This is a genomic window from Bacillus sp. AFS002410 (genome assembly GCF_002556365.1).
In the GTDB taxonomy this organism is placed as follows: Bacteria; Bacillota; Bacilli; order Bacillales; family Bacillaceae_G; genus Gottfriedia.
Genome location: NZ_NUEU01000108.1, coordinates 41,766 through 67,043, shown reverse-complemented (window position 1 = coordinate 67,043; position 25,278 = coordinate 41,766). Strand labels below are relative to the sequence as shown.

General features: G+C 35.2%; 29 protein-coding genes. 1 reads left to right on the top strand and 28 read right to left on the bottom strand.

Going from position 1 to position 25,278, the window contains the following annotated elements; translation table 11 throughout:
- Nucleotides 1-258: 258 nt before the first annotated feature.
- Nucleotides 259-435: a hypothetical protein gene (locus CN692_RS26435; protein ID WP_179865596.1), complete on the bottom strand. Its 177-nt coding sequence runs from the start codon at nt 433-435 to the stop codon at nt 259-261.
- A gap of 166 nt (nt 436-601) precedes the next feature.
- Here CN692_RS26435 and pdaB point away from each other — a divergent pair, with 166 nt between their 5' ends.
- Complete coding sequence (gene pdaB, locus CN692_RS25320) at nt 602-1,369, top strand: polysaccharide deacetylase family sporulation protein PdaB (protein ID WP_098121887.1); 768 nt, start codon at nt 602-604, stop codon at nt 1,367-1,369.
- Between the two features lie 163 nt (nt 1,370-1,532).
- Here pdaB and CN692_RS25315 read toward each other — a convergent pair whose 3' ends face one another.
- The 27 genes from CN692_RS25315 to rpmD all read right to left on the bottom strand — a co-directional run bounded on the left by CN692_RS25315 (nt 1,533) and on the right by rpmD (nt 25,265).
- Nucleotides 1,533-2,120: a KinB-signaling pathway activation protein gene (locus CN692_RS25315; RefSeq protein ID WP_098121886.1), complete on the bottom strand. Its 588-nt coding sequence runs from the start codon at nt 2,118-2,120 to the stop codon at nt 1,533-1,535.
- A 183-nt stretch (nt 2,121-2,303) separates the two neighbouring features.
- Complete coding sequence (locus tag CN692_RS25310; protein WP_098121885.1) at nt 2,304-3,371, bottom strand: Mrp/NBP35 family ATP-binding protein; 1,068 nt, start codon at nt 3,369-3,371, stop codon at nt 2,304-2,306.
- 317 nt (nt 3,372-3,688) lie between these two features.
- Nucleotides 3,689-4,399, bottom strand: coding sequence for an N-acetylmuramoyl-L-alanine amidase CwlD (cwlD, locus tag CN692_RS25305; RefSeq protein WP_098121884.1), 711 nt, complete (start codon nt 4,397-4,399; stop codon nt 3,689-3,691).
- Nucleotides 4,400-4,456: 57 nt separating this feature from the next.
- On the bottom strand, nt 4,457-4,888 hold the full coding sequence (locus CN692_RS25300; protein WP_098121883.1) for a DUF2521 family protein: 432 nt from the start codon (nt 4,886-4,888) through the stop codon (nt 4,457-4,459).
- Between the two features lie 182 nt (nt 4,889-5,070).
- Nucleotides 5,071-6,339, bottom strand: a complete 1,269-nt coding sequence (locus CN692_RS25295; protein ID WP_098121882.1) for an S-adenosylmethionine decarboxylase related protein — start codon at nt 6,337-6,339, stop codon at nt 5,071-5,073.
- A 164-nt stretch (nt 6,340-6,503) separates the two neighbouring features.
- Nucleotides 6,504-7,829 (bottom strand): phage portal protein, encoded by a 1,326-nt coding sequence (locus CN692_RS25290; RefSeq protein WP_098121881.1) that lies wholly within the window; start codon nt 7,827-7,829, stop codon nt 6,504-6,506.
- Nucleotides 7,830-8,009: 180 nt separating this feature from the next.
- A complete protein-coding gene (locus tag CN692_RS25285; protein WP_373605058.1) occupies nt 8,010-8,948 on the bottom strand; it encodes a response regulator in 939 nt (312 codons plus the stop codon).
- Between the two features lie 2 nt (nt 8,949-8,950).
- Entirely contained in the window at nt 8,951-10,246 is a 1,296-nt protein-coding gene (locus CN692_RS25280; protein WP_098121889.1) for a sensor histidine kinase, read from the bottom strand.
- A gap of 122 nt (nt 10,247-10,368) precedes the next feature.
- A complete protein-coding gene (locus CN692_RS25275) occupies nt 10,369-12,063 on the bottom strand; it encodes an NAD-dependent malic enzyme (RefSeq protein WP_098121879.1) in 1,695 nt (564 codons plus the stop codon).
- Between the two features lie 209 nt (nt 12,064-12,272).
- Nucleotides 12,273-13,709, bottom strand: coding sequence for an aspartate ammonia-lyase (aspA, locus tag CN692_RS25270; RefSeq protein WP_098121878.1), 1,437 nt, complete (start codon nt 13,707-13,709; stop codon nt 12,273-12,275).
- A gap of 17 nt (nt 13,710-13,726) precedes the next feature.
- On the bottom strand, nt 13,727-14,998 hold the full coding sequence (locus CN692_RS25265; protein WP_098121877.1) for a cation:dicarboxylate symporter family transporter: 1,272 nt from the start codon (nt 14,996-14,998) through the stop codon (nt 13,727-13,729).
- A gap of 281 nt (nt 14,999-15,279) precedes the next feature.
- Nucleotides 15,280-15,672 carry a 30S ribosomal protein S9 gene (gene rpsI, locus CN692_RS25260; protein WP_056467505.1) on the bottom strand — a complete coding sequence of 131 codons (393 nt, stop codon included), beginning with the start codon at nt 15,670-15,672 and terminating at the stop codon, nt 15,280-15,282.
- Nucleotides 15,673-15,693: 21 nt separating this feature from the next.
- Nucleotides 15,694-16,131, bottom strand: coding sequence for a 50S ribosomal protein L13 (gene rplM / locus CN692_RS25255; RefSeq protein ID WP_098121876.1), 438 nt, complete (start codon nt 16,129-16,131; stop codon nt 15,694-15,696).
- A gap of 157 nt (nt 16,132-16,288) precedes the next feature.
- Nucleotides 16,289-17,032 (bottom strand): tRNA pseudouridine(38-40) synthase TruA, encoded by a 744-nt coding sequence (truA, locus tag CN692_RS25250; RefSeq protein WP_098121875.1) that lies wholly within the window; start codon nt 17,030-17,032, stop codon nt 16,289-16,291.
- A gap of 16 nt (nt 17,033-17,048) precedes the next feature.
- Nucleotides 17,049-17,843 (bottom strand): cobalt ECF transporter T component CbiQ, encoded by a 795-nt coding sequence (gene cbiQ / locus CN692_RS25245; protein WP_098121874.1) that lies wholly within the window; start codon nt 17,841-17,843, stop codon nt 17,049-17,051.
- Complete coding sequence (locus CN692_RS25240) at nt 17,840-18,706, bottom strand: energy-coupling factor ABC transporter ATP-binding protein (protein WP_098121873.1); 867 nt, start codon at nt 18,704-18,706, stop codon at nt 17,840-17,842. Before CN692_RS25240 ends, cbiQ begins: the two co-directional genes overlap by 4 nt.
- The gene (locus CN692_RS25235; RefSeq protein WP_098121872.1) at nt 18,682-19,524 is read right to left on the bottom strand and encodes an energy-coupling factor ABC transporter ATP-binding protein; all 843 of its coding nucleotides are present in this window, start codon (nt 19,522-19,524) and stop codon (nt 18,682-18,684) included. Before CN692_RS25235 ends, CN692_RS25240 begins: the two co-directional genes overlap by 25 nt.
- Before the next feature lie 113 nt (nt 19,525-19,637).
- On the bottom strand, nt 19,638-20,000 hold the full coding sequence (gene rplQ, locus CN692_RS25230; protein WP_098121871.1) for a 50S ribosomal protein L17: 363 nt from the start codon (nt 19,998-20,000) through the stop codon (nt 19,638-19,640).
- 84 nt (nt 20,001-20,084) lie between these two features.
- Nucleotides 20,085-21,029 carry a DNA-directed RNA polymerase subunit alpha gene (locus CN692_RS25225; protein ID WP_056467484.1) on the bottom strand — a complete coding sequence of 315 codons (945 nt, stop codon included), beginning with the start codon at nt 21,027-21,029 and terminating at the stop codon, nt 20,085-20,087.
- Between the two features lie 166 nt (nt 21,030-21,195).
- Complete coding sequence (gene rpsK, locus CN692_RS25220) at nt 21,196-21,585, bottom strand: 30S ribosomal protein S11 (RefSeq protein ID WP_098121870.1); 390 nt, start codon at nt 21,583-21,585, stop codon at nt 21,196-21,198.
- A 29-nt stretch (nt 21,586-21,614) separates the two neighbouring features.
- A complete protein-coding gene (rpsM, locus tag CN692_RS25215; protein WP_098121869.1) occupies nt 21,615-21,980 on the bottom strand; it encodes a 30S ribosomal protein S13 in 366 nt (121 codons plus the stop codon).
- A 21-nt stretch (nt 21,981-22,001) separates the two neighbouring features.
- On the bottom strand, nt 22,002-22,115 hold the full coding sequence (gene rpmJ / locus CN692_RS25210; RefSeq protein WP_000868344.1) for a 50S ribosomal protein L36: 114 nt from the start codon (nt 22,113-22,115) through the stop codon (nt 22,002-22,004).
- A 38-nt stretch (nt 22,116-22,153) separates the two neighbouring features.
- On the bottom strand, nt 22,154-22,372 hold the full coding sequence (gene infA, locus CN692_RS25205; RefSeq protein ID WP_056467475.1) for a translation initiation factor IF-1: 219 nt from the start codon (nt 22,370-22,372) through the stop codon (nt 22,154-22,156).
- A gap of 229 nt (nt 22,373-22,601) precedes the next feature.
- Nucleotides 22,602-23,252: an adenylate kinase gene (locus CN692_RS25200; RefSeq protein WP_098121868.1), complete on the bottom strand. Its 651-nt coding sequence runs from the start codon at nt 23,250-23,252 to the stop codon at nt 22,602-22,604.
- A gap of 50 nt (nt 23,253-23,302) precedes the next feature.
- Nucleotides 23,303-24,610 (bottom strand): preprotein translocase subunit SecY, encoded by a 1,308-nt coding sequence (secY, locus tag CN692_RS25195; protein ID WP_098121867.1) that lies wholly within the window; start codon nt 24,608-24,610, stop codon nt 23,303-23,305.
- A 1-nt stretch (nt 24,611) separates the two neighbouring features.
- The gene (gene rplO / locus CN692_RS25190; protein WP_098121866.1) at nt 24,612-25,052 is read right to left on the bottom strand and encodes a 50S ribosomal protein L15; all 441 of its coding nucleotides are present in this window, start codon (nt 25,050-25,052) and stop codon (nt 24,612-24,614) included.
- A 30-nt stretch (nt 25,053-25,082) separates the two neighbouring features.
- Nucleotides 25,083-25,265 (bottom strand): 50S ribosomal protein L30, encoded by a 183-nt coding sequence (gene rpmD, locus CN692_RS25185; protein ID WP_088070790.1) that lies wholly within the window; start codon nt 25,263-25,265, stop codon nt 25,083-25,085.
- Between the last annotated feature and the right edge of the window lie 13 nt (nt 25,266-25,278).

The window sequence follows — 25,278 nt, the reverse complement described above, 5'->3', positions numbered from 1 at the left end:
GTTTTCAAAGTTCATTTTCTATCGCTCAGAAGCGACTTTTTAATATTACCATTTGGCAATAATGCTTGTCAACATTTTTTAAAATTCTTTTTTAAATTAAGTTAACCAAGTCGTTGTCGCTGAGGACAAGAAATAATATAACACGTATCCAATTAAACCGTCAATACAAATTATGATATTTTTTATATTTTTTATCTCTACCATCAAATACTCTCGATAGTATACATAAAAAACAGGCCTAATCCTTTATGTATCCTCTCATAAAGGAAGTCTACAATAAACTTCATATAAGATTTTCTTCTTCTTGAGCATTTCACTTTTAACCCGATCATTTACTTCATTTGACGATAACTCTTTGTCCAACTCATAAAGCGAACGTATGATAAGCGATTCGATTTCTAACACATGTTCCTTATTAAGTATTACCCCAAACATAAAATCACTCCGAGAAAACTTCTATCCATTAACAATTTTGTTAATCCAGCAGAAATTTTTATTGTTCTAATACTTTAAACATTTAATAATTTTGTTTTAAAGCATACAAGCCTGCTAAATCTCATATCCTTAATATAAGAACTTGGACAAGAAAGAAGGCGATTTTATGCTTTTTTACTTTTACATCACCTCAAAAAGGAAATTAAAGCAACTATCCTTAATTACTATTATTGCATTTTTCACAGCTTGCTTAGTTTATATACAAGCACCTAAAACATTTTCAACATTTTCAACTAATAAAGGTCCAATGGCAATTTATAAAGGTGATCCCTCCAAAAAAAATGTCGCTCTTACGTTCGATATTAGCTGGGGAGATGAGAACGTACTAAAAGTGTTAGACGTTTTACGAAATCAAAGAATCACGAATGCAACCTTTTTCTTATCCGCATCTTGGGCAGAGAGACATCCGGACATTGTGCAAACAATTGTAAAACAAGGCCATGAAATTGGAACACTTGGATATCGGTATAAAAGCTATACTCAATTATCTCCAGTAGAAATGCAAAGAGACTTAAATTACTCAGCAGAAGTTTTTACTCGATTAGGCATAAAAGACGTTAAATTATTTAGACCACCTAATGGCGAATATAATAAAGAAGTGATTAAAATTGCTAATCGGAATAATCTCTCTGTCATTCATTGGAGCGTTAATACTGATGATTGGAGAAACCCGGGAACAAATAAAATTGTTCAAAGCGTAGAAAAAAATGCTGATTCTGGAGACATCATTCTCCTTCATGCAAGTGATTCCGCACTGCAAACACCGAAAGCACTACCATTAATCTGGTCCTATTTAAAAGATGAAGGGTATAAAAGCGTAACTGTTTCTCAAATGATATCCAATACTAAAACAAGTATCAAAATTGTAAAATAAAAAGATGATGTCCCAAAAGTGTATCATTTTAGGGACATCATCTTTTTTATTTGAAATAAGAGTCGTAAAGGTTTGCCAGTGCAAACCGACTGTGCGACAGTTAAACTGACTTTTAGGACGGACTCTGTTAGTTTTCTGTAGTTTTCCGATTGATTGTACGCAATTATTTTTTTACTATTTTGTGTAAAGATAATAACTGATACGTATTACATACAAATAAAGGTACTAACATTAATATTAGCCAAGAAAGATCATTCTGCCTTAATGCAGGGAACCATTCAACTACTGTTACAACAATCATAAAAAATAGTGCAGGTATAAATGCTCCATTGTTTGTTTCTTTTGTTTTTTTAAAGGCAACGATCAGGCTAGCTATTAAAAGGACTATTGGGAATATTAAATATCCTGTAAGAGCTTCTCCGTGTGCATATTCTTTATATCGAAAATATGCCAGATCAAATAAGGCTAGTACAATCAAAATAATTTGAACTGGATTCCATAATGACTTAAATAAACCTAACCCGAAACGATGAATTGTTAAATAGGCAAAGAATCCCATCTGACTTACAGCGCTGAATACTAACCCTAATATAAATAAAAAAGATACTTCAACTAATAATTTTCCAATTCTAACATCTTGAACGTAACTTAAATACTCTTTATACCCATAAAGAATACCTGTAATAATTGTTGCAATTCCGCCAACTAGTAACGTTGTTAAAAATAATCGAACCCATTTCCGACTCGTCATTCTATTCCTAATCCCCCATGTCCACAAAGTAATTCCGATTTTTTCTAAATAAATCATTCATATAAAACTTTATTAACTTTTTAAACCACATAAATACCCTAATAATTCATTTCTATATCAGTCAAGGCTAAAAATACAGCCATTACTAATAAAACAAGCAATAAATTAAAAGGGTATTGTCTATTATTTAGTTAATATGATTTTTTCGACTACTTGTTCTGCAATCGTAGTATAGATTTTCCCAGTCGGGTGGTCTTTATCATAAATTGAAGGTGCAAAGTCCGCTTCATCCCAATCCGGTTGTTGTAAAGGTAATTGTCCTAATAGGGTAGTTTGAAGCTCTTTTGCAAGTCTTTCTCCTCCACCTTTACCAAAAACATACTCTTTTTCTCCAGTTTTTTTACTTTCAAAATAACTCATATTTTCTACAACACCAATAATTTCATGGTTTGTTTTTAATGCCATAACTCCCGCTCTAGCTGCAACAATTGACGCTGTAGGGTGTGGAGTTGTAACAATAATTTCCTTACAAGATGGTAACATACTATGCACGTCTAATGCTACGTCACCAGTACCTGGTGGTAGATCTAGTAATAAATAGTCTAAATCTCCCCATTCAACTTCCGTGAAGAACTGCTGTAACATTTTACCAAGCATTGGACCTCTCCAAATAATCGGCGAATTATCTTCAACAAAAAATCCCATTGAAATTACTTTTACTCCAAATCGATCAACTGGTATAATGCGCTCCCCTCTGATCACTGGTCTTGTCGTAATTCCCATCATATCAGGTACACTAAAGCCATAAATATCAGCATCAATGATTCCTACTTTTTTGCCTAATCTTGCTAAAGCAACTGCTAAGTTCACAGAAACAGTAGATTTTCCTACCCCACCTTTTCCACTAGCAATTGCTAAAAATTGTACTTTTTTATTATCTAATAATGAAAGCGTTGAGTGTGCATCGTCATCACTTGTTTCGACAAACTGACTTTTTTCTTCTTCTGTAAATTCAGTAAAACGAATTCCTACTGTATCTGCACCATTTTGCTTTAATAATTGAACAATTTGCGTTTGAATTTGCATCTGTTCTGCACTACCTGTTTTTAATAAAGCAATTTTAACGCTTACATGTTTCTTTTCATCTTTTATCGAAATTTCTTTAACTGCATCTAATTCTACTAATGATTTATTTAAAAATGGCTCATTAATTGTACCTAAAAGTGATAATACTTGTTCATTGGTAAGCATATTTACACCTCGTTATCTTAATATACTAAATAGTATAACACATGTATCTTAGTTAGTCTTAAGTAACATTCTTAGATAAAGAAAACTCGCTCATTGGTGAACATTTTAGGCGAAGACAGCTCAATCCTTAAAGTGAAGACTACATCGATATTTCTTCACCACTGCCCCCATTTATCCTTAATGTAAAAAATGAAAACCACCGAGTAATTCGGCGGTTCTAATCTTAGACAAGTCCCAAAAATATAATCTTTTCAATTCTATTTTAGAACTGATCTTGAAAACCATGAAGTTTGAGGGATTTTATCATACACCACTTGTTAATTCGGCGGGTCATTTTTATCAGTGTAATATCGTATGACTCCTCTATAAATTGCTGCAGCAAGTTTATTTTGATATGCTTCATCTCTTAATTGCTGGCTCTCTTCATAGTTCGATAAAAAGCCTACTTCAACAAGCGCACCTGGAACTTTGGCATATTTCATTAAGTAAACATGATTAATAATTTTAGCTAATCGGTGCGTATTATTTAAACTATCCCTTAGTTCTGCTTGAACGTATTTTGCAAACCGCTCATTTTCGATTAATGAACCATAGTAAAATGTTTGAGCACCCTTAGAGGATGTTCTTGGTAAGGAATTTAAATGAATTGATATGTATAGGTCTGCGTTCGATCCATTAATTATATCGACTCTTTTTCTTAAATCAACGCTTTTTCTTCTACTGTATCCTTTCATTCCTTCCTCTGCTAGATCATAATCACCATCCCTTGTCATAATGACTGTAGCGCCTTGGCCTTGTAAATAATCCCTTAGTTTATTTGTTATGGATAATGCAACAACTTTTTCAATAACATCTCCACCTGAGGCCCCTCCGTCTGGTCCACCGTGTCCGGCATCTAAAACGATAACTTTTCCATCTAATGGTAATCCTCTAAAATTCCAGGTTTTTGAAGTCTTCTGTAATAAAGGTATACATAATATCAAAAAAACAAAGGTTACAATGATTATGATTAAATGCCATCTTTTCATTTCTTCCCCCCTGATTGTCCTATAAAAAATATATGGGACAACTAGGAAGAATATGACTTACTTTGATAAACGAAGTTTGTGCCTTCTTTCCCCTTTTACATAACCATCTAACCACCAGTTATTTAAAAAGGATTTGCATTGATTAAATGGTTCAGTTTGGATATCATCCTTACGGCCAAATACTGAAGAATAAAATAAATAAGCTAACCATTCGGATTCCTTTGCTGATCTTTTTTTTACGTTTTCTATTGGTTCACCATAAAAACCAAAGCGACTATATCTTGCACCAAGTAAGTATGTCTCTACTGCTAATTCTAAACAGTAGTCCTCTCGTGCTTTTCTTTGGTTACTATCTGCATCTATAAAGTATGAAAATGAATCCTTTAATTGGGATTTTAACTGCATTATTCTTAATTCTTTTAATAAGCATTTTTCAAATTTAATTTGCTTATCTCTTCTTTTTTCTCGGAAATTTGTTATAAGATTCATGTTGAAACCTCCCCGTAGCCATAGTCTAAGACGAAAGGGGTTTGTTCATTCAAAAACTACATACTTAATTTCTTCCATAAAAAAATAATAATTTTCATAAAAAACACCGTTTTTATAAAATAGAAAAATTTTGTTGTAAACAATATAAAAAAGAGGGATCCATTATTTCCCTCTTTCAACTTTTAATTATTATATGACTTCATTCTTTGTAAAAGTAAGCCATCACTGTTTTTATTTTCTCCATATACGAACTCAGGCATATGGTACTTTAGATATTTTCCATATTGGCTGCCCGTATTTAATAATAATTCGTCTACAAAGTAAGCACCATTTTCGACAGTATCCAAAAATAAACTTGCAACTCCTGCATATACTCCACAAGCTACTTGAAGATAAGTTGCATTTGTACCATACCCCGCGAAGGAATCTTTGTTGTTCATTACATTATAGATGTAACGCTCTTTATTTTCATATACAAGTAAAACCCCAACTAAGTCTTCTCCTACTAACGGAGCTGTTGAAGGATCTAGAAGCTTTTTATCAAAACCCATGATTTCATCAGTATTTTTTAAATTATTTCTAATTAAATTTGTTGTATGCTCATTAACGCGATAAACAAAACCACTTTCTAAATTGAATAGTTTTCCGATTATAAATACTTCTTCATGTGGCATAAGACAACCGTAGAAAACTTTTTCTCCTAATTTAACTTTAAACTCAACTGAATAAACATTATCGTAAAGGAAGATTGGGATATTTTGTTTAACAAACATAGGAAAGCTTGTAACTGCTTCTTCTAGGAAGCAATCTGGGGACCAAGTGGTATAAATTGTTTCTTTTTGAGCTAACGAAGGGTTTTCATAAAAAGAATTATCATGTTCAACAATGTAACATGCAAGAGGCTTTTCAGAAGGAAATTGGTTCATTAAATCAATTGCCATCCATTGGACAATCCCTGGATTCATGCCTGAACCAATAATTGCGGTAGTATTTTTAAACTTTCTTTTATTTTCCTCGAAAATGCGTATACGTTCCTTAAGGGGGAAACCGGAACTAATACTTTCATCTTCATCTACTATGTCACTTTCTAAAGCGGTATTTACATACTTAACGCCAAATTCATTACAACAACGCAGCATTTCAACGGAATCCGCTCTAGAAACATCTACTACAAGTACTGTTTTACTTTCTATAAGATGTTTTTTCATTAATTCAATATTATTAACATTCATCTCATGAAATGTAATCTTTTTAATTAGGTTAGGAATAATCCTCTCAAAGTATGGTAAGTCTCTTTGCTTTAAATCAATCAAATGAAACCTGGCATTTCTAATCGTCTCGTGAATGGGATCATTTGGATCCTCCACTGCCTTATTAAATATAGAAAGTACTGCTTTTGCTACTCCGCCAGAACTACCTAAAAGGGTAATAATCGCATCTTTTTCCAACATATAAACAACTCCATGAATTATTGGTTTAATTTTAGCTATTACTTTACTATATGAATCAATAGAAAAAGTGTTCGGACAAGTATCCTTACAGTATAACTATGTTAGATATCTGTTGAAAAAAAAAAGCCTAACTAATAATTAGTTAATAGCTCTATTTTTGATTATTAATTGTTTTTATCGTCGGTTTCTGGTTTTTCTAAAAGTTTTTTCTGTTGTTCCATACAAAATTCTCTAAACTGTTTGCATTCTTCTCTACATTCTTCTCTACATCTTTCAATTTCTTCTTCACGTTTCTTTTCTCGTTCAACACGCAACTCAAATTCACGATCTCTTTCTCTTTGGTCGATTGGAGCAGTATCCGTTTTTAGAAGTGGTACATTGCCTCTTTGAATTGGTCCGATCCCCATTAGAGAACGCCATTCGTTAGGAGTTAAGGAAGCTCGCTCTACCATAACGGAAAATGCTAATTTAGTTACGATCGATGCAAATTCTAAGTTAGTTGCTTCAAAAACAATACGATTACCATTTGCTCGTTCAACAGGAGTAAAGAATTTACGTGTAAATTCATTATTTAGTTGGATGACTAACGGATTAATTACGGCTTGATTATACGTATTCCACTGATTTTCATCAAACGTACTCCGAACTATATTTTCGTTCGTATTAAAAAAACTATAAATTCGACTGATTGCATCATTTGTTCTTTGAGCCTCTGGCGCATAAGTACTTATGGGCACTTGTTGTAAACTATACGTCGGTTCTGAAAATCCTGCCTTTACTCCATCACCAGTATATTTCATATAATTATTTACGAATTCATTCGTATTTTTTATCATCTCTTCTTGATCTAGCACTTCTTTAAAGTTTAATAACCAATTTATGAAACGATTGTTACTTACATTTTGAACGATACTATCATCTACGGAATCAATCACTTCTAATAATGGCAGTAAAGGATCATATGGGGGTGTTCCAAACAGATCATTACTGTTAAAATCCTTCCTTAAATGAATGATATCGCTATAAGGTAAAATTAGTACATTTTTGTTTTTGAAAGTGAATTTTAAAAAGATTAACCCTTGATTATTTTCTAGCACTTCAACAGTAGTACAAGGAATGGGAAAGAGAGCAGTAGGATAGCCAAAGTCATTTCGTTTTATAAAAGCAAAAGCATTACTATTCAATTCAAGCTGGGTTACCATTTTCTCTAAAAGTAGCTGCAAAGACATAAATGGATTCGGTTCTTGAAGTACATTAAAAACCCACGGATCTGGGTTAATCTTGCACTCTTTACTATTTTCCCTGACATGCGTTACTTTTAGTTTTCCTATTGCATTAGCTTTCGGTCTAATACACGCCCGGATCACATCATTTTTAAACAATGTATTTCCTAAAGTTAATTGGCCTTCCCCATCATCATTTAATAACTCAAAAGTACTAGTACTTGATTGAAAATTCATTTTTCCCATTATCCAATCGACTAAGCCCAATTTAAATCACCCCTAACATAGAAGGCCGCATACAGAAATGATTAAGGTATAATATTTTATTCTTATAAAAATCTTCTATGCTATAAATAGGGCATGAATTATTAGATTTTTTTAATTTAATTTGTTCTTAATAAAAAAAACCCTCATCAAAATGATTAAGGGTAATTGTAAATTCATTTTTTAATACCTTTCAACTAAAAGTTGTTTTGATTCAAAGTATAAAACCTGTACAAATTTCTTGGCATTAATTCGTGTGTGTGTTGAAGAAGAAGTAACCGATACTTGTTTTAATTCACTCATTCTTTGTCGTACCGTTTCAAAATCAAAAAATTTTGAGGCGTAATTCTCAAATTTAGGATTCGCATAATCAGTAAGGCCAATCGATGCCATATGGGTTAATGATTGATAAATCGCCCTACGAACCCGCTGTTCTGACGACTTCCTTTCTCGCTCTACCTCTTCTTGTGAATTGATAATTCCAAGCTTTTTTAAACTAACGTGAGTATATATATCTTTTAAGGTTGGAAATCCAGCATCTAATCCAAAACTCGTCTCATACTCATATAAATAATTGACGATATCAAGTAAATCCTTACTTCCATTTTCCCCAGCGATCCCAAGCTCGGATAATAAAACTTGTCCCCAATCAGTGATTTTCTTTTTATCGGAGTTCGGTCTATAATTCGTTATCGAATGAACATCAAAAACATTGCTTAACGATCTTTGAATATCATGGATTGACCGCTCTAATCGAATTCGCTCCATGACTTTTCTGACCACTGAAATCACTTCAACCTTGTTCAGTGGCTTAGTAATGTAATATTCGATACCAAGTGAGTATGCTTCGCCAATTAATTCTTTAGACTCTACTTGAGAAATCATTATTATTTTTCCTTTAAATGAAGGACCTAATCTCCTAATCGTTTCGATTCCGTCCTGTATGGGCATTAATAAATCGATAAATAATATATCAACTTGGTTTATTTCTAATGTATTAGTATCTAAAAAAGAACCATCTTCCGCCTCTGCAACAACATCTCCTAATTCTTCGTCTTCTATAATTTGGGATAACATAGATCGAAAGACTTCATCATCATCTGTGATATAAAAATTCAACATACTCACCCTTTCTCGACGAGACTTTCAATAGGTAATCGAATCGTGAAAATACATTCACTCTCTTTTTGATGAAGAGTTACTTCTCCTCCTAACTCTTCTGCCATTTCTTTAATATAAGATAACCCAATTCCCGTAGATGGGGTTCCATCCTCTTTATATTTTGAAGTGAAACCAGGTTTAAAAATAAGTTTCGTATTTTTTGATGGGACTCCTGGGCCATTATCAATCACGCTACATTTAATCCAATGATCCTCTTTTTCGATTGCTATGAGAATGATCCCTTCATATTCTATTGCTTCTACGGCATTCGCAACCAAATTATTTATAAATGATAGCATTAGATAAATATGATATTGTGGATGTTGTCCTGTAATTTGCGACACAAACTCAATTTTCTTACCTAACATACCAGCATATTTTTGATTGATTCTAATAATCATTGTTGCTAAATCATTTACCCCCATATATTCAGGTAAACTTTCACTCGTAATTAATTTAGAGAGTCCAGCAAAAATCCTTTGATTATCCTTCTTAATTTCATGTACCTCTCCAGCAATTCTTAAAGCCTTGCTCCCCCACTCCTCAATAGGGACTTCTAATTCATGTTTATATTTATTCATGTTTCTATATAAATTGTAAGATTCTTTCGTTATTGTTTCTGCATTTTGCAGCGTCTTTCTTAAATAAGCAGACTCTACATACAAATTAGATAAATGCATAAGCATATTCTCATTTTCTTTTCGAGTTTGTGACTCCTTTAGCCTTAATTCGTAAAGCTTCATCATATTGATAAAAGCTAATACAAAAAAACTTCTAAACACAGCAATAATGATAATTTTGTTTAATTCTTCTACGGTAAGTGTAGCTCCCATTCCATACAATTGAAGGATTAGTTCAATTAAACTTGAAGTAATCTCAATAGTAATACCAAAAATTCCTATGAGCATTGGGTGTTGGTACCGATTCAGCTTTAATAAATAAAATAAAACAGAATAGGAGAAATAATATAGAAAAGTAGGAAATCTAACTGAAAAGGATGAAGTTAAATTAAAATCCGTCAATACAAACCAATCAAGTCCGAAGCGAAATACAAAAACGGATACTCCTATTAACAGACCAAATATAACAGAGTGTATATTCCGGAAGTACAATAATGAAAAGAAGAAAATAGGTGTTCCAAAACTAACTCGAAATATATTATCAAATGGATGAAAGTTAAGTTCCCCTGCTATTGGAATAATAACCATCAGTGCAACAACTATCCAGAAATCTTTAATCTCTAGTTCATTAGATTTCAAATCTGTCACTTCCTGATTTTTGCTACTAGTATATCGCCTTGTAGATGCTAACACAATGTTCCTCCGTACTACTAAATGTCATAAGAAAATACAGCTTGATTTACAAGCTGTATTTAGGTCTTTTATACAGTAACTAATTCTTTGGCTGCTTTAATAGGTCTGTAAGCAGGCTCCCACATTGCGCTTCGTACAGCTTGCTCAATATCGTCATGTACTACTCGTGCGACGCCATCTGCAACTGCTGCTTTTGCTACTTCGATTGCAACCACTTCTGAAATAGTACGTAGATTCTCGATTTGTGGTAGTAAAGGTGCACCTAACTTACTAACGTCGATCATTTGAGCTACCGCTTCTGCCGCCGCTGCAAACATGCCATCTGTTATTACACTTGCTCTTGAAACATTTGTTCCAAGTCCTAACCCTGGGAAAACAAGAGCATTGTTTGATTGCCCAATGACATAAACAGTTTTGTTATATGTTACAGGAGCGAAAGGACTACCTGTCGCGACTAACGCTCTTCCTTCAGTCCATTTGATTAGATCAGAAGGTTTTGCTTCCGCAAGTGGTGTAGGGTTTGACATTGGTAAAATTACAGGTCTTTCAACATGTGCAGCCATTTCTTTAACAATTTCTTCTGTGAAAGCACCAGCAACAGTTGAAGTACCAATTAATATTGTAGGGTGAACTTGACTAACGACCTCAGCTAAGCTTGCACCTGAATTATTTTCTTCAGCTGGGCGTGCATAAGGTTGTTGGAAGTCGAACAACCCGTCCATATCATCAGCAAGCAAACCATTGCGATCAATACACCAGAAACAACGGTTTGCTGATTCTAACGAAAGACCTTCACGTACCATTGCATCACGTACCTGATCAGCGATCCCAATACCAGCCGCTCCTGAACCGAATACAACTACTCTGTGTTCACTTAATGGGATACCAGATGCGTTTACTGCTGCTAGTACAGCGGCAAGTGATACTGCTCCAGTACCTTGAATATCATCATTGAAAGTACAAACTTGATGACGATACTTATCTAAAATATTTCTTGCATTTTTAGAGCTAAAATCTTCCCAATGTAATAATGCATTTGGATATTTTTCCACGGCCGCATTTACAAACTTATCGATGAATTCATCATAGCGACTATCGCGAATACGAGGGTGACGATTTCCTACATAAAATGGGTTATTTAGTAGTTCTTCACGATCTGTACCAACATCTAAAATAACTGGCATTACACGTGCTGGATCGATACCTGCTGCAGCTGTATAAACTGCTAATTTACCGATTGCAATATTAATACCTCCAACTCCCCAGTCACCAATTCCTAATATTCCCTCACCGTCAGTAATAACGATTAAATCAATTTCGTCTGCATTTGCTCCGTAATTATCAAAAACTTGTTCAATACTATCTGCTTCATTGATCGATAGATACAATCCACGAGGTCTTCTATATTCATGACTATAACGCTGAATTGCTAGACCAACTGTCGGTGTATAGACAACCGGAAGCATTTCAGGTAAGTGATCAGTTAGTATACGATAAAATAATGTTTCATTACGATCATGTAAAGCTGATAATGTTACATTCTTATGCAAATCAGTAGGCTGTGACGAGAATTGCGCGTAAGCTCGTTTAGCTTGCTCCTCCAGTGTTAGTACAGCTGGCGGTAATAATCCTGTTAAACCTAACTCTTTTCGTTCCTCTTGAGTAAATGCAACTCCTTTATTAAGCATTGGCACACCTAATAATTCGGCACCTCGCAAGGTAGTCTCTACCTCACCATTCGAACCTACCTTGAATTTATGCATACAATCCCATCCCTTATCTTTTTCTTTTTATATTTATCTATTTAAGTTAAGCAAAAAAGGGCTCTTCGCCCTTCCCTTTTAAAAATTGTCATTCTGATTGAAAAACATTTGTCTTTCAATAAGCTAAGCCTGTAGAAGCGCAGAGTTACCGTTGAATGGTAACAAGCGCCTCAAACAGGCTAACCAACAAAGAATGCTGTCTGAGTGATTTATTGACGCTCTAAAAGAACTGCACCAGCAATACCTGGGTGAGTCATTTCAAATGGGTCTAAAATTAAATCCAGCTCATCTTCTGATAACACATCATATTTTAAGCAAAGTTCACGAATTGGCTTTCCTGTTAGAATTGCTTCCCTCGCAATTCTTGCAGCAACTTCATAGCCGATATGTGGATTAACAGCTGTGATTAGTCCAACGCTCTTCTCTACATATTCTTTCATTCTGTCTTCATTTGCTTCAATTCCTTTTAAACAGTTATCAGTAAATGCACGGAATGCATTATTCATAATGTTAATTGATTGAAGTAAATTGAATACTAGTACAGGCTCCATAACATTTAATTCTAATTGTCCTGCTTCTGATGCTAAACAAATTGTATGATCATTACCGATTACTTGGAATGCAACTTGGTTAATTACTTCAGCCATTACAGGATTTACTTTTCCTGGCATAATGGATGAACCTGGTTGACGTGCTGGTAATGAAATTTCACCAAGGCCTGCACGTGGACCAGAAGCCATTAAACGTAAATCATTCGCAATTTTAGACATATTCATCATACATACTTTAAGAGCAGCCGATACTTCTGTGTAAGCATCAGTGTTTTGAGTAGCATCAACAAGATGCTCAGCTCCAACAAGTGATAAGCCACTAATTTCAGCAAGTTGCTTAACAACAAGTTCAATATAGCGAGGATCAGCATTTAAGCCTGTCCCAACCGCTGTAGCTCCCATATTTACCTCGTATAAGTGCTGACGTGATTGTTCGATACGTTTTATATCACGTGCAAGAACTCGAGAATAAGCTTCGAACTCTTGTCCTAAACGAATCGGTACAGCATCTTGTAAGTGAGTACGACCCATTTTAATAACATGATCAAATTCTTTTGCCTTTAACTCAAATACATCGTGCATATATTTCATCGTATTTAATAATTTATCTAACATATTTAAAGTCGCGATGTGAATTGCAGTTGGAAATGCATCATTTGTAGACTGCGACATATTTACATGGGTGTTTGGACTAATACAGAAATAGTCACCTTTTTCTTTGCCTAAAATTTCAAGCGCACGATTAGCAATAACCTCATTTGCATTCATATTCATTGATGTACCTGCGCCACCTTGAATAGGATCTACAATGAACTGATCATGCCATTTGCCATCAATAATTTCTTGAGCAGCTTCTGCAATTGCATTACCATTTCCCTCATAAAGACGTTTTGTTTCCACATTAGCAAGTGCAGCTGCCTTCTTTACAATTGCTAAAGCCTTAATAAGCTCTTCGTGAATTTTATATCCAGTAATCGGAAAATTTTCAACTGCACGTAATGTTTGGACACCATAGTAGGCATCTGCTGGAATTTCTTTTTCCCCTAAGAAATCTTTTTCAATACGTATGTTTGGTTTAATTTCAGTAGCCGCCATTTGTTTTTCTCCCATCTTTACGCAACTTTTGATTCCTTATATGAATCAATAAATGCTTGCGCTTTATCTTTATCGTATTCGCCTTCCCATTTAGCCATTGTGATTGCCGCTAATGAGTTTCCTAATACATTTACTGCAGAACGAACCATGTCTAAAATACGGTCAATACCTGCAATTAATGCGATTCCTTCTAAAGGTAATCCCATTGAACCTAGTGTTGCCAGTACAACTACGAACGATGCACCAGGGACACCGGCCATCCCTTTTGATGTAAGCATTAGTACAAATAATAACGTAACCTGCTCCATAAATGTCATGTGTATATTATACATCTGAGCAACAAATAACGCAGCAAGAGCTTGGTAGATAGCTGACCCCGTTAAATTAAACGAATATCCAGTCGGAATAACGAAAGATACGATTGCCTTTGGACAACCCATTTGCTCCATTTTTTTCATAATGTTTGGAAGTACTGCTTCCGAACTTGCTGTTGTAAAGGAAAGAATCAGCTCGTCCTTTAAAATCTTAATTAGCGTAAAAATATTCGTCCCTGTCATTTTAGCATTAATACCTAAAATAACAATAGCAAAAAATGCTACAGTTATATAAACAGCTATAACAAGCTTCCCAAGTGGTAATAAAGTACCTACACCGAACTTTGCAACTGTTACTGCAATTAACGCGAATACTCCGATTGGAGCAGTTTTCATAACTTGATTTGTCACCCAAAACATTGCTTCTAATACGCCTTCAAAAAATCCTAAAACAGGCTTTCCTTTTTCTCCGATTGCTGCTACTCCTAAACCGAAAAGAACAGAGAAGAAAATAATCGGTAAAAGATCACCTTGTGCCATCGACTCAAACACATTTTTTGGGAAGATATGAACGATTGTTTCTGCAAAACCACTTTGTTGTGTTGCAGTTGCTGTTTGTTCATATGCTGAAATGTCACCTTTTTGTAGATGGCTCATATCTACACCTTTACCAGGATGGAATAAGTTTGCCGCTAACAACCCAACTCCAAGTGCGATCGTCGTAATAATTTCAAAATAAAGAAGTGTCTTTCCCCCAAGTTTTCCTAACTTCTTAATATCCCCTACTCCAGCCACAGCAACTATTAATGCTGAAATAACTATTGGCATAACGATCATTTTGATTAAGTGAATAAAAATATCACCGATTGGCTGAATATACGAAGTGGCCGTTTCATTTCCATATACTAGTGCCCCAACAATAATACCTAATATCAACGCTATAAAAATTTGAGTAGCTAAACCAAATTTTTTCATATATAAATCCCCCTTGTTAACGCTTTCAAACATTTTAATGAAATACATACCTAATTCTATATGTAAACCTACAAAACAATACAAAAACCTACAAGGACTTTTGAAATTATTTGAAAAAGTTTCATAAAATGCTTCGACGACGTATGAATAGGAGGGACAATAAATTGGCGAACGTTAGAAAGGACAGTAATCAAGAAAGTACTAATACTAGTGAAAAGCATTAAAAAAATAAAAAAACTCCTGTCCACATTGTGGAAAGGAGTTTTGAACGTATATGAAAATTAACGTTTTGAGAACTGAGGAGCTCTACGTGCACCTTTAAGACCGTATTTTTTACGCTCTTTCATACGTGCATCACGAGTTAATAATCCAGCGCGTTTTAAAGTTCCGCGGTATTCAGGATCAACTTGTAATAAAGCTCTTGAGATACCGTGACGAATTGCACCAGCTTGACCAGTGTATCCACCACCGTTAACGTTTACTAAAATATCATAGCTACCTAAAGTTTCAGTTGCAACAAGTGGTTGTTTAACAACTTCTCTTAATGCAGCGAATGGGATGTAATCTTCAAAATCACGACCGTTAATGATAACGCGTCCTTCGCCAGGAACTAAACGTACACGAGCTACTGAGCTTTTACGACGTCCTGTGCCATAGTATTGTACTTGTGCCATGTGAATGCCCTCCTTTTATAATTATCCGCGAAGTTCGTAAACTTCTGGTTTTTGTGCTTGGTGTGGATGCTCGTTACCAGCATACACGTGTAATTTTTTAACTTGAGCACGTCCAAGACGTCCTTTTGGAAGCATACCTTTAACAGCTAATTCAAGCATTTTAACTGGGTAGTTAGTACGCATTTCTAAAGCTGTACGCTCTTTTAAACCACCAGCATACATTGTGTGACGGTAGTAAATTTTATTGTTTAATTTGTTTCCTGTTAATTCAACTTTCTCAGCATTGATGATGATTACGTTATCACCTGTATCAACGTGTGGTGTGAAAGTTGGTTTGTGCTTACCGCGAAGTAAAGTAGCTACTTCAGTTGCAAGACGACCTAAAGTTTTTCCTTCAGCGTCTACAACGAACCACTTACGTTCAACTTCGCTAGCTTTTGCCATATAAGTTGTGCGCATTCTAATTTCCTCCTAATACAATATACATAAAGTAAAATTGTTTTTATTGTTTATCTATAACACGACTGGTTCCGGGGCTAATCGTGGTTCTTAAAACAATACCGTATTTAATATTAAACTTTCTACCTTCTAATGTCAAGCAAATGTTACACCAGGATTAGTTGTTATAATCAACTTTCCATAAAAATAATCCATTAGGCGGTGAAGTCTTGCCAGCCTTGGCTCGATCGCATGCTAATAATGCGTTTTTCACACTAATTACGTCGCGTTTTCCTTGACCAACTTCAATTAGTGTTCCAACAATTATTCTTACCATATTATATAGAAATCCATTTCCTTCAAGAGCAATGACAATTCCTTGCTCTGATTTATTAATGGTACCTTTGTATATGGTGCGTACTTTTTCCTTTATATCGGTATTCGATGCACAAAATGAACTAAAATCATGAGTACCTAATAAACAATTAAGTGCCTCTTGCATTTTAACAATATCTAGCTCAAATGGGAAAAAATAATGCTGATTTCTCGAAAAAATATTTTCGTCCTTCTCATTCCAAATAAAGTATCGATATTCTTTCCGAACAACATCAAATCTAGAATGAAATTTGTCATCAACAATTTCTACCGATTTAATATAAATATCTTTAGGTAGTTGTGCATTTAAGGCTCTCTTCCATGCTTCAGGTAAAAGATTAAATTCACTATCAAAATGAATAACTTGACCTACTGCGTGTACGCCAGTATCTGTTCTACCTGAGGCATGGATTTTTATAGGGTTCCCTTTATGCATTTTAGTTAGAACTGTTTCAATATCAGTTTGAATGGTTCTCTGGTTTGGTTGAACTTGGTATCCACTAAATAAGGTGCCATCATATGAAATTATACATTTAATTCGATTCATAACTTATCAATCTCCATCACTTACGTAAAAACAATAATAATAAAAATAAAATCAGTAATGCAAGTAAACATGCTGTATCACGTAAATGCCACTTCATTACCCGAAACTTTGATCGTCCTTCTCCACCTTGGTAACCTCTAGCTTCCATCGCAACTGCTAAGTCTTCAGCTCGTTTAAATGAATGAATAAATAACGGTACAAGTAAGGAGACTAACGCTTTTAATCTGTCTTTTATTGGACCCGATGAGAAATCCACTCCTCTTGATGACTGTGCCTTCATAATCTTTTCGGTCTCTTCCATAAGCGTTGGTATAAATCGCAATGAAATGGACATCATTAAAGCCATTTCATGCACTGGTAGACCAAATCTTTTAAAAGGGTTAAATAATGACTCCAGCCCATCTGTAATTTCGATTGGATTTGTTGTTAATGTCAGTAAAGTTGTAATTGAAACTAAAAGAAAAAATCTCGCCGATATATAAATCCCTTGGATAATACCTTCTTTATGGATTTCAATCCAACCAAAATGATAAATCAAAGGCCCTTCTTTATTTGTAAATACATGCAATAAAAACGTAAACGCTGCTAACAACCAGATTGCTCTTAATCCTTTTAAATAATAATTAAGCGGTACTCTCGATAGTGATACTGTGATAATCGAGAATAGTAATAAAACACCGTAGGTAACAAAATTATTTGCAAAGAAAACAATAAATATAAATAAAAACATTGTTAGAAGTTTTGCTCTAGCATCTAGACGATGAATGAGTGAATCGATTGGTATATATTTTCCGATTATTAGACTATTCATGTTGTTTCCCCATTATAAAGACTCGCTATATAATCAGCGAGTTGTTCAATTGTTAAGCTTGTTGCTTTTTCGTTAATACCTAATTTTTGATTTAGCTCTTGATGGAATTTTAAAGAAAGTGGTATTTGTAAGCCAATTTCCTCTAATTCACTTTCGAATGAAAATACTTCTAAAGGACTTCCCTTTAAGTACGTAGTACCTTTTTGAAGCACATGGATTGTATCAGCATACCTTGCTGCATCTTCCATGCTATGGGTCACTAAAATGATCGTAAGCCCCTTTTCTTTGTGTAATTCATAAAACATATCCATTAACGCCTTTTGGCCACTAGGATCAAGTCCAGCAGTCGGTTCATCTAATACAAGTACATCCGGTTCCATTGCTAATACTCCAGCTATGGCAATCCTTCTCATTTGACCACCACTTAGCTCAAATGGTGACTTCATTAAAAAATCTTCACTTAAACCTACTTTTTCAATTAAATCCTTTGCTCTTTTTTTGGCTTCGTCTTCAGAAACACCAAAATTCATCGGACCAAAGCAAATATCTTTTTCAACGGTTTCTTCAAACAATTGCTGTTCTGGAAATTGAAATACTAATCCTACTTTTTTTCTTAATGATTTTAAATTTTTGTTTTTCTTATTTGATACAAGGGTTATATCGTCTATTTTGGCGATTCCCTCAGTTGGTTGTAAGAGGCCATTTAAATGTTGCAGAAAGGTAGATTTACCTGAGCCTGTGTGACCAATTACAGCGTAGTAAGACCCATCAGGTATCGTTACATCTATATCGTAAAGAGCACGATGCTCAAACGGTGTCTTCGGCTGATAAGTATATCCTACTTTTTCAAAAGTAATTTGCATAATTCGCTCACCAAGCTTTCTTGCTCTAGATGGTCTTGTCTCAAAGGTAAACCTTTTTCTATCAATAAATTAGAAAGGTTATTTGTAAAAGGAGATGCTAATCCAAGCGACTCTAGGGAAAACTCTGTCTTTAAAAGCTCTTCTGGAGTGACGCTTTGAACTAAATGACCATCATGCATAATTAAAATACGGTCTGCATGTATAGCTTCTTCTATATCATGTGTAATCGAAATAACTGTCATATTAATTTCCTTATGTAAATTACGAATAGTTTCGATTACTTCTTTTCTTCCAAAGGGATCTAACATTGAAGTAGCTTCGTCCAATATTAATATACTAGGCTGAATCGCTAATGATCCTGCTATCGCTACTCTTTGCTTTTGACCACCAGAAAGTGAATGTGGTTCATGAAGTTTAAAATCATTCATTTTGACGATATTAAGAACCGCTTCGATGCGACGATCCATTTCTGCTTTATCGACACCATGGTTCTCTAATCCAAATGCTATATCATCAATTACTGTTGTCCCAACAAATTGGTTATCAGGATTTTGAAATACCATCGTTATTTTCTTTCGAACATCCCATATTGTTTGCTCTGATAAGGTAATCTCCTCATCAATCACTATTTGGCCTTCTTCGGGTAAAATTAATCCATTCAAAAGTTTTGCTAATGTTGACTTTCCCGACCCATTTCTACCTACGATTGCAATCCATTCATTTTCCTTTATGTTAAATGATACAGAATGAACTGCATTCGATTGTGCCTGTGGATATTTAAAAGATATGTTATCTACTTTAATACTATCTTTTCTCATTATTTCACCTATAATTTCTCATTGTTTATAGATATATAATAGTCTAAAAGTAAACAGAAAAAAAGGGCAACGACATGTTTACAAGAAACGTCGAGCCCTTTTGTATACGAATATTAAACTAATTCGATAACAACCATTGGTGCTGCGTCTCCGCGACGAGGACCAATTTTTGCGATACGAGTGTATCCACCTTGACGCTCAGTGTAACGAGGAGCGATGTCAGCAAATAACTTTTGTAAAGCGTCTTGATTAGTTTCAGCGTTAGCAACTTCATTACGGATGTAAGCAGCAGCTAGACGACGAGCATGTAAATCTCCACGTTTACCTAAAGTAATCATTTTTTCAACAACTGAACGTAATTCTTTCGCACGTGTTTCAGTTGTTTGAATACGTTCGTTAATGATTAAGTCAGTAGCTAAGTCACGTAACATAGCTTTACGTTGTGAGCTAGTACGTCCTAATTTTCTGTATCCCATTTCTAGTTCCCTCCTTTGTAAGTAGTATCAAAATTGGGTCATATAGACATGAAGAGAACGCCTCTCCCTTTATCGAAGCTACAATCAGTCTTCTTTACGCAGGCCTAGACCTAACTCTTCTAACTTATGTTTTACTTCTTCTAAAGACTTACGACCTAAGTTACGTACTTTCATCATGTCTTCTTCTGTCTTATTAGCAAGCTCTTGTACTGTATTAATACCTGCTCGCTTTAAGCAGTTATATGAACGAACAGAAAGATCAAGTTCTTCAATCGTCATTTCAAGGACTTTATCTTTTTGATCTTCTTCTTTTTCGACCATGATTTCTGCATTTTTAGCTTCGTCAGTTAAACCTACAAAAATGTTTAAGTGTTCAGTAAGAATTTTTGAACCAAGTGCGATTGCATCTTTAGGTCCAATGCTTCCGTCAGTCCAAACATCAAGTGTTAACTTATCGAAATTTGAAACCTGTCCCACACGTGTATTTTCAACTTGGTATGTGACACGAGACACTGGAGTGTAAATCGAGTCGATAGGAATAACACCTATTGCTTGATCCTCTCTTTTGTTACCATCTGCAGGGATGTATCCACGACCACGTCTAGCAGTTAGACGCATACGTAAATGAGCATCTTTAGCAAGAGTTGCAATATGAAGATCTGGATTTAGAACTTCAACATCGCTATCATGCGTAATATCGGCCGCAGTAATTGGTCCTTCTCCGCGTACATCAATTTCTAATGTTTTTTCTTCATCTGAATAAATTTTCAGAGCAAGTTTTTTCACATTAAGAATAATTGTTGTAACGTCTTCTACAACACCTTCAACTGTAGAGAACTCATGTAGCACGCCATCAATTTGAATAGCAGTTACAGCGGCACCAGGAAGTGAGGATAAAAGGATACGACGTAAGGAGTTACCCAGCGTTGTACCATATCCACGCTCAAGTGGTTCAATAACGAATTTACCATATTTGGAATCGTCACTGATCTCAACCGTTTCGATTTTCGGCTTTTCGATTTCAATCATTTTTTAAACCCTCCTTCAAAACGTCGAAACCCTCGGTTAGACGATGCTAACCGAAAGTCCCTATTAGGCAGTTCCTAATTGTGCACAACAAGAGATGTCTGTTAATATTTGCCAAACATATATCATAATCCATTATAGACAATTTTTGAAAATTTATACAGACAAATTATACACGACGACGTTTTGGTGGACGGCATCCGTTATGTGGAACTGGAGTAACGTCTCTGATAGCAGTTACTTCAAGACCAGCAGCTTGAAGAGCACGGATAGCAGCCTCACGACCAGCACCCGGACCTTTAACCGTTACGTCAAGAGTTTTTAAACCATGTTCCATAGAAGTTTTAGCAGCAGTTTCAGCAGCCATTTGTGCAGCAAAAGGAGTAGATTTACGAGAACCTCTGAAACCTAATGCTCCAGCACTTGACCAAGAAATTGCGTTACCATGAACATCAGTGATTGTTACGATTGTGTTATTGAAAGTTGAACGAATATGAGCTGTACCAGCTTCAATATTCTTTTTCACACGACGTTTACGTACATTTGTTTTACGTGCCATGTTGAATACCCTCCTTTACTTAAAAAATATTATTTCTTCTTGTTCGCTACCGTACGGCGTGGGCCTTTACGAGTACGAGCATTGTTTTTAGTGTTTTGACCACGAACAGGTAAGTTACGACGGTGGCGAATACCACGATATGAACCAATTTCGATTAAACGTTTAATGTTTAAAGAAACTTCACGACGAAGATCCCCTTCAACTTTTAACTTGTCGACTAATTCACGAATTTTACCTAATTCTTCTTCTGTTAAATCACGTACACGTGTGTCTTCTGAAATACCAGCTTCAGCTAAGATTTTTTCAGAAGTTGCACGACCGATTCCGTATACATAAGTTAAAGAAACAACCACGCGTTTGTCGCGAGGAATATCTACACCAGCAATACGAGCCATTCTAGTGCACCTCCTTCTTTATTAACCTTGTTTTTGTTTATGTTTTGGATTTTCACAAATTACCATTACTTTACCACGTCTGCGGATAACTTTACATTTTTCACAGATTGGTTTTACTGATGGTCTCACTTTCATGATTTCAACCTCCTTGTAGATTACGGAGTGCATATTTATTATTTAAAACGGTACGTAATACGGCCACGAGTTAAATCATATGGAGATAGTTCAACAGTTACCTTGTCACCTGGAAGAATACGAATGAAGTTCATACGAATTTTACCAGAAACGTGTGCAAGAACTACATGACCATTTTCTAATTCAACTTTGAACATCGCATTCGGAAGTGTTTCCGTAACGGTACCTTCAATTTCAATTACATCATCTTTCGCCATTAGGGCATTCTCCTTTCTTCAAATCAGTAGCTTGCTTGTAGGCAAACATACGCTTAGGAACATTAAGCCAAAGTGCTCTGATAAGTTGGAGATTTTTTGGCCTACAAAAGACCTATGTTATATCAATCGTTCCAAGCAAAGCTAAGTTTAAGCTTTTAAATAATAGTATCAGTTTTGACGAAACGACAAAACGTCATACCCATGGAACGACGATCCTATCGTTCAATTATTAAACTAACTCTTTTAAAAGATTATCAATGTCCGTAAAAACTTTGTTAATCTCTTGTTCACCTTGAATTGTTTTTACATAACCAAGGTTATTATAAAAATCAAGTAAAGGCTGAGTTTGTTTGATATTTACTTCAAGACGGTTCGCAACTGTTTCTTCATTATCATCCGCACGTTGATAAAGTTCTCCACCACATTTTGGGCAAATACCTTCTTCAACAGGAGGATTGAAAATTAAGTGATAAGTAGCTCCACATTCTTTGCAAATACGACGACCTGTTAAACGTTCAATTAAAAGTTGTTGGTCTACATGAATGTTTAACACGAAGTCAATTTTACGATTCATTACTTTCAGAGTCTCTTCTAGTGCTTCAGCCTGCGCAACTGTTCTAGGAAAGCCATCCAATAAGAAACCGTTTTGGCAATCATCTTTTGCTAATCGTTCACGTACAATACCAATTGTTACCTCATCGGGAACAAGATGACCTTGATCCATAAACGATTTTGCTTGAAGACCTAGTTCTGTGCCGTCTTTAATCGCTGCACGGAACATATCGCCAGTAGATATATGAGGAATGCCGTATTTTTCGACAATTTTCTCAGCTTGTGTGCCTTTGCCTGCACCAGGAAGTCCCATTAGAATTAAATTCATGGTTAATCCTCCTCTAAATTAGGTGAGCAATAGGGAAAATAATCAATTCCCTACGCTCGATCTTTAATAAAGCCTTTGTAGTTTCTCTTAACAAGCTGACTTTCTAATTGTTTCATTGTTTCAAGTGCAACTCCGACTACGATTAGTAAACTTGTTCCTCCAATTTGAGCTGAAGGTGGTAAGTTCGCAATTTTACCAAATACAATTGGTAATAAAGCGATGACAGCTAAGAAAATAGCTCCTACGAAAGTTAAGCGATATAAGACTTTAATGATATATTCTTGAGTGCTTTTACCTGGGCGAATGCCTGGGATATAGCCACCTTGCTTCTGTAAGTTTTCAGCCATTTGTTCTGGGTTAGCCTGAACAAAAGTATAAAAATAAGTGAATGCAATGATCAAGATTAAATAAAATGCCATTCCCCATGGATTGTTATACGTAAAATGCGTTTTAATCCAATCAGTTACGTTGTTACTAGGTAAAAACGAAGCGATTGTTGATGGAGTGATTAAAAATGAAACAGCGAAGATTACCGGAATAACCCCAGCACCATTTACTTTTAATGGCAAGTGAGTAGATTGTCCTCCAACATAACTATTATTACCATTGTTTCGTTTAGCATATTGAATCGGAATTTTACGATTAGCTTGTTGGATGTAAATTACAGCTACGATTACTAATAGTAAAACTAAAACAACTAAGCCAACTTTCACAATGTTTAAGAATAGCGCGTCTCCAGCACCTTTAAATTGTTGCTGATAGACTTGGTTCATTGTATTAGGTATAGCAGCAACTATACCACCAAAGATGATAACTGATATACCGTTCCCAACACCTTTAGCAGTAATCTGCTCACCTAACCACAATAAGAAAGATGTTCCAGCTGTTAGTACAATTGCTATATAAAGATAGGTTGACCAACCTGGATTTTCTATTAACATTCCGCCAGTAACATTATTCATACTGATTGATAACCCAATTGCTTCTACAAAACCAAGAATAATTGTGATGTATCTAGTCAGTTGAGTTAGTTTACGTCGACCAATCTCACCTTGCTTCGACCATTCAGTTAATTTAGGAACTACGTCCATTTGAAGTAACTGGATAATGATTGAAGCAGTAATGTAAGGCATTATACCCATTGCAAAAATCGAGAACTGTTTAAGAGCTCCTCCACCGAAAGTATTTAGAACTCCAAATACGCTCAATGAGCTATCTTGAGAAGCTAAAACCTCAGCGTTGACGTTTGGAACAGGTATAAACGTTCCAATACGAAATACAATTAACATTAATAACGTAAAGAATATTTTTTTTCTAATATCTGCAATGCGCATAAAGTTGGAGATTGTCCGGAACATTTTAGATCACCTCAGCATTTCCACCAGCTGCTTCGATTGCCTCTACTGCAGAAGATGAGAACTTGTGAGCTTTAACAGTAAGTTTAACTTCTAACTTACCATTACCTAAAATTTTAATACCAGATAATTCTTTACGAACAATACCAGTTTCAATCAGTAACTCAGGAGTTACTTCAGTTCCGTTTTCGAAGCGGTTTAACGTTTCAACATTAACGATTGCGTAATCTTTACGGTTGATGTTAGTGAAACCACGTTTTGGTAAACGACGGAATAAAGGAGTTTGACCACCTTCAAATCCAAGACGAACACCGCCACCTGAACGAGCGTTTTGTCCTTTATGACCTTTACCAGCAGTTTTACCAGTACCAGAACCGATACCACGACCGATACGTTTAGATACTTTACGAGAACCTTCTGTAGGTTTTAATTCATGAAGTTTCATTAGGGCACCTCCTTACTTATTCATGTTTCATTAAATTTCTTTTACAGATACAAGGTGAGAAACTTTGTTAATCATCCCACGCATTGCAGCGTTATCTTCTTTAACAACAGTTTGGTTTGTTTTAGTAATTCCTAAAGCACGAACTGTTGCTATTTGATCTTGTTTACGACCAATAACACTACGAGTAAGGGTAATTTCTAACTGTTTAGCCATCGTTATCCCTCCT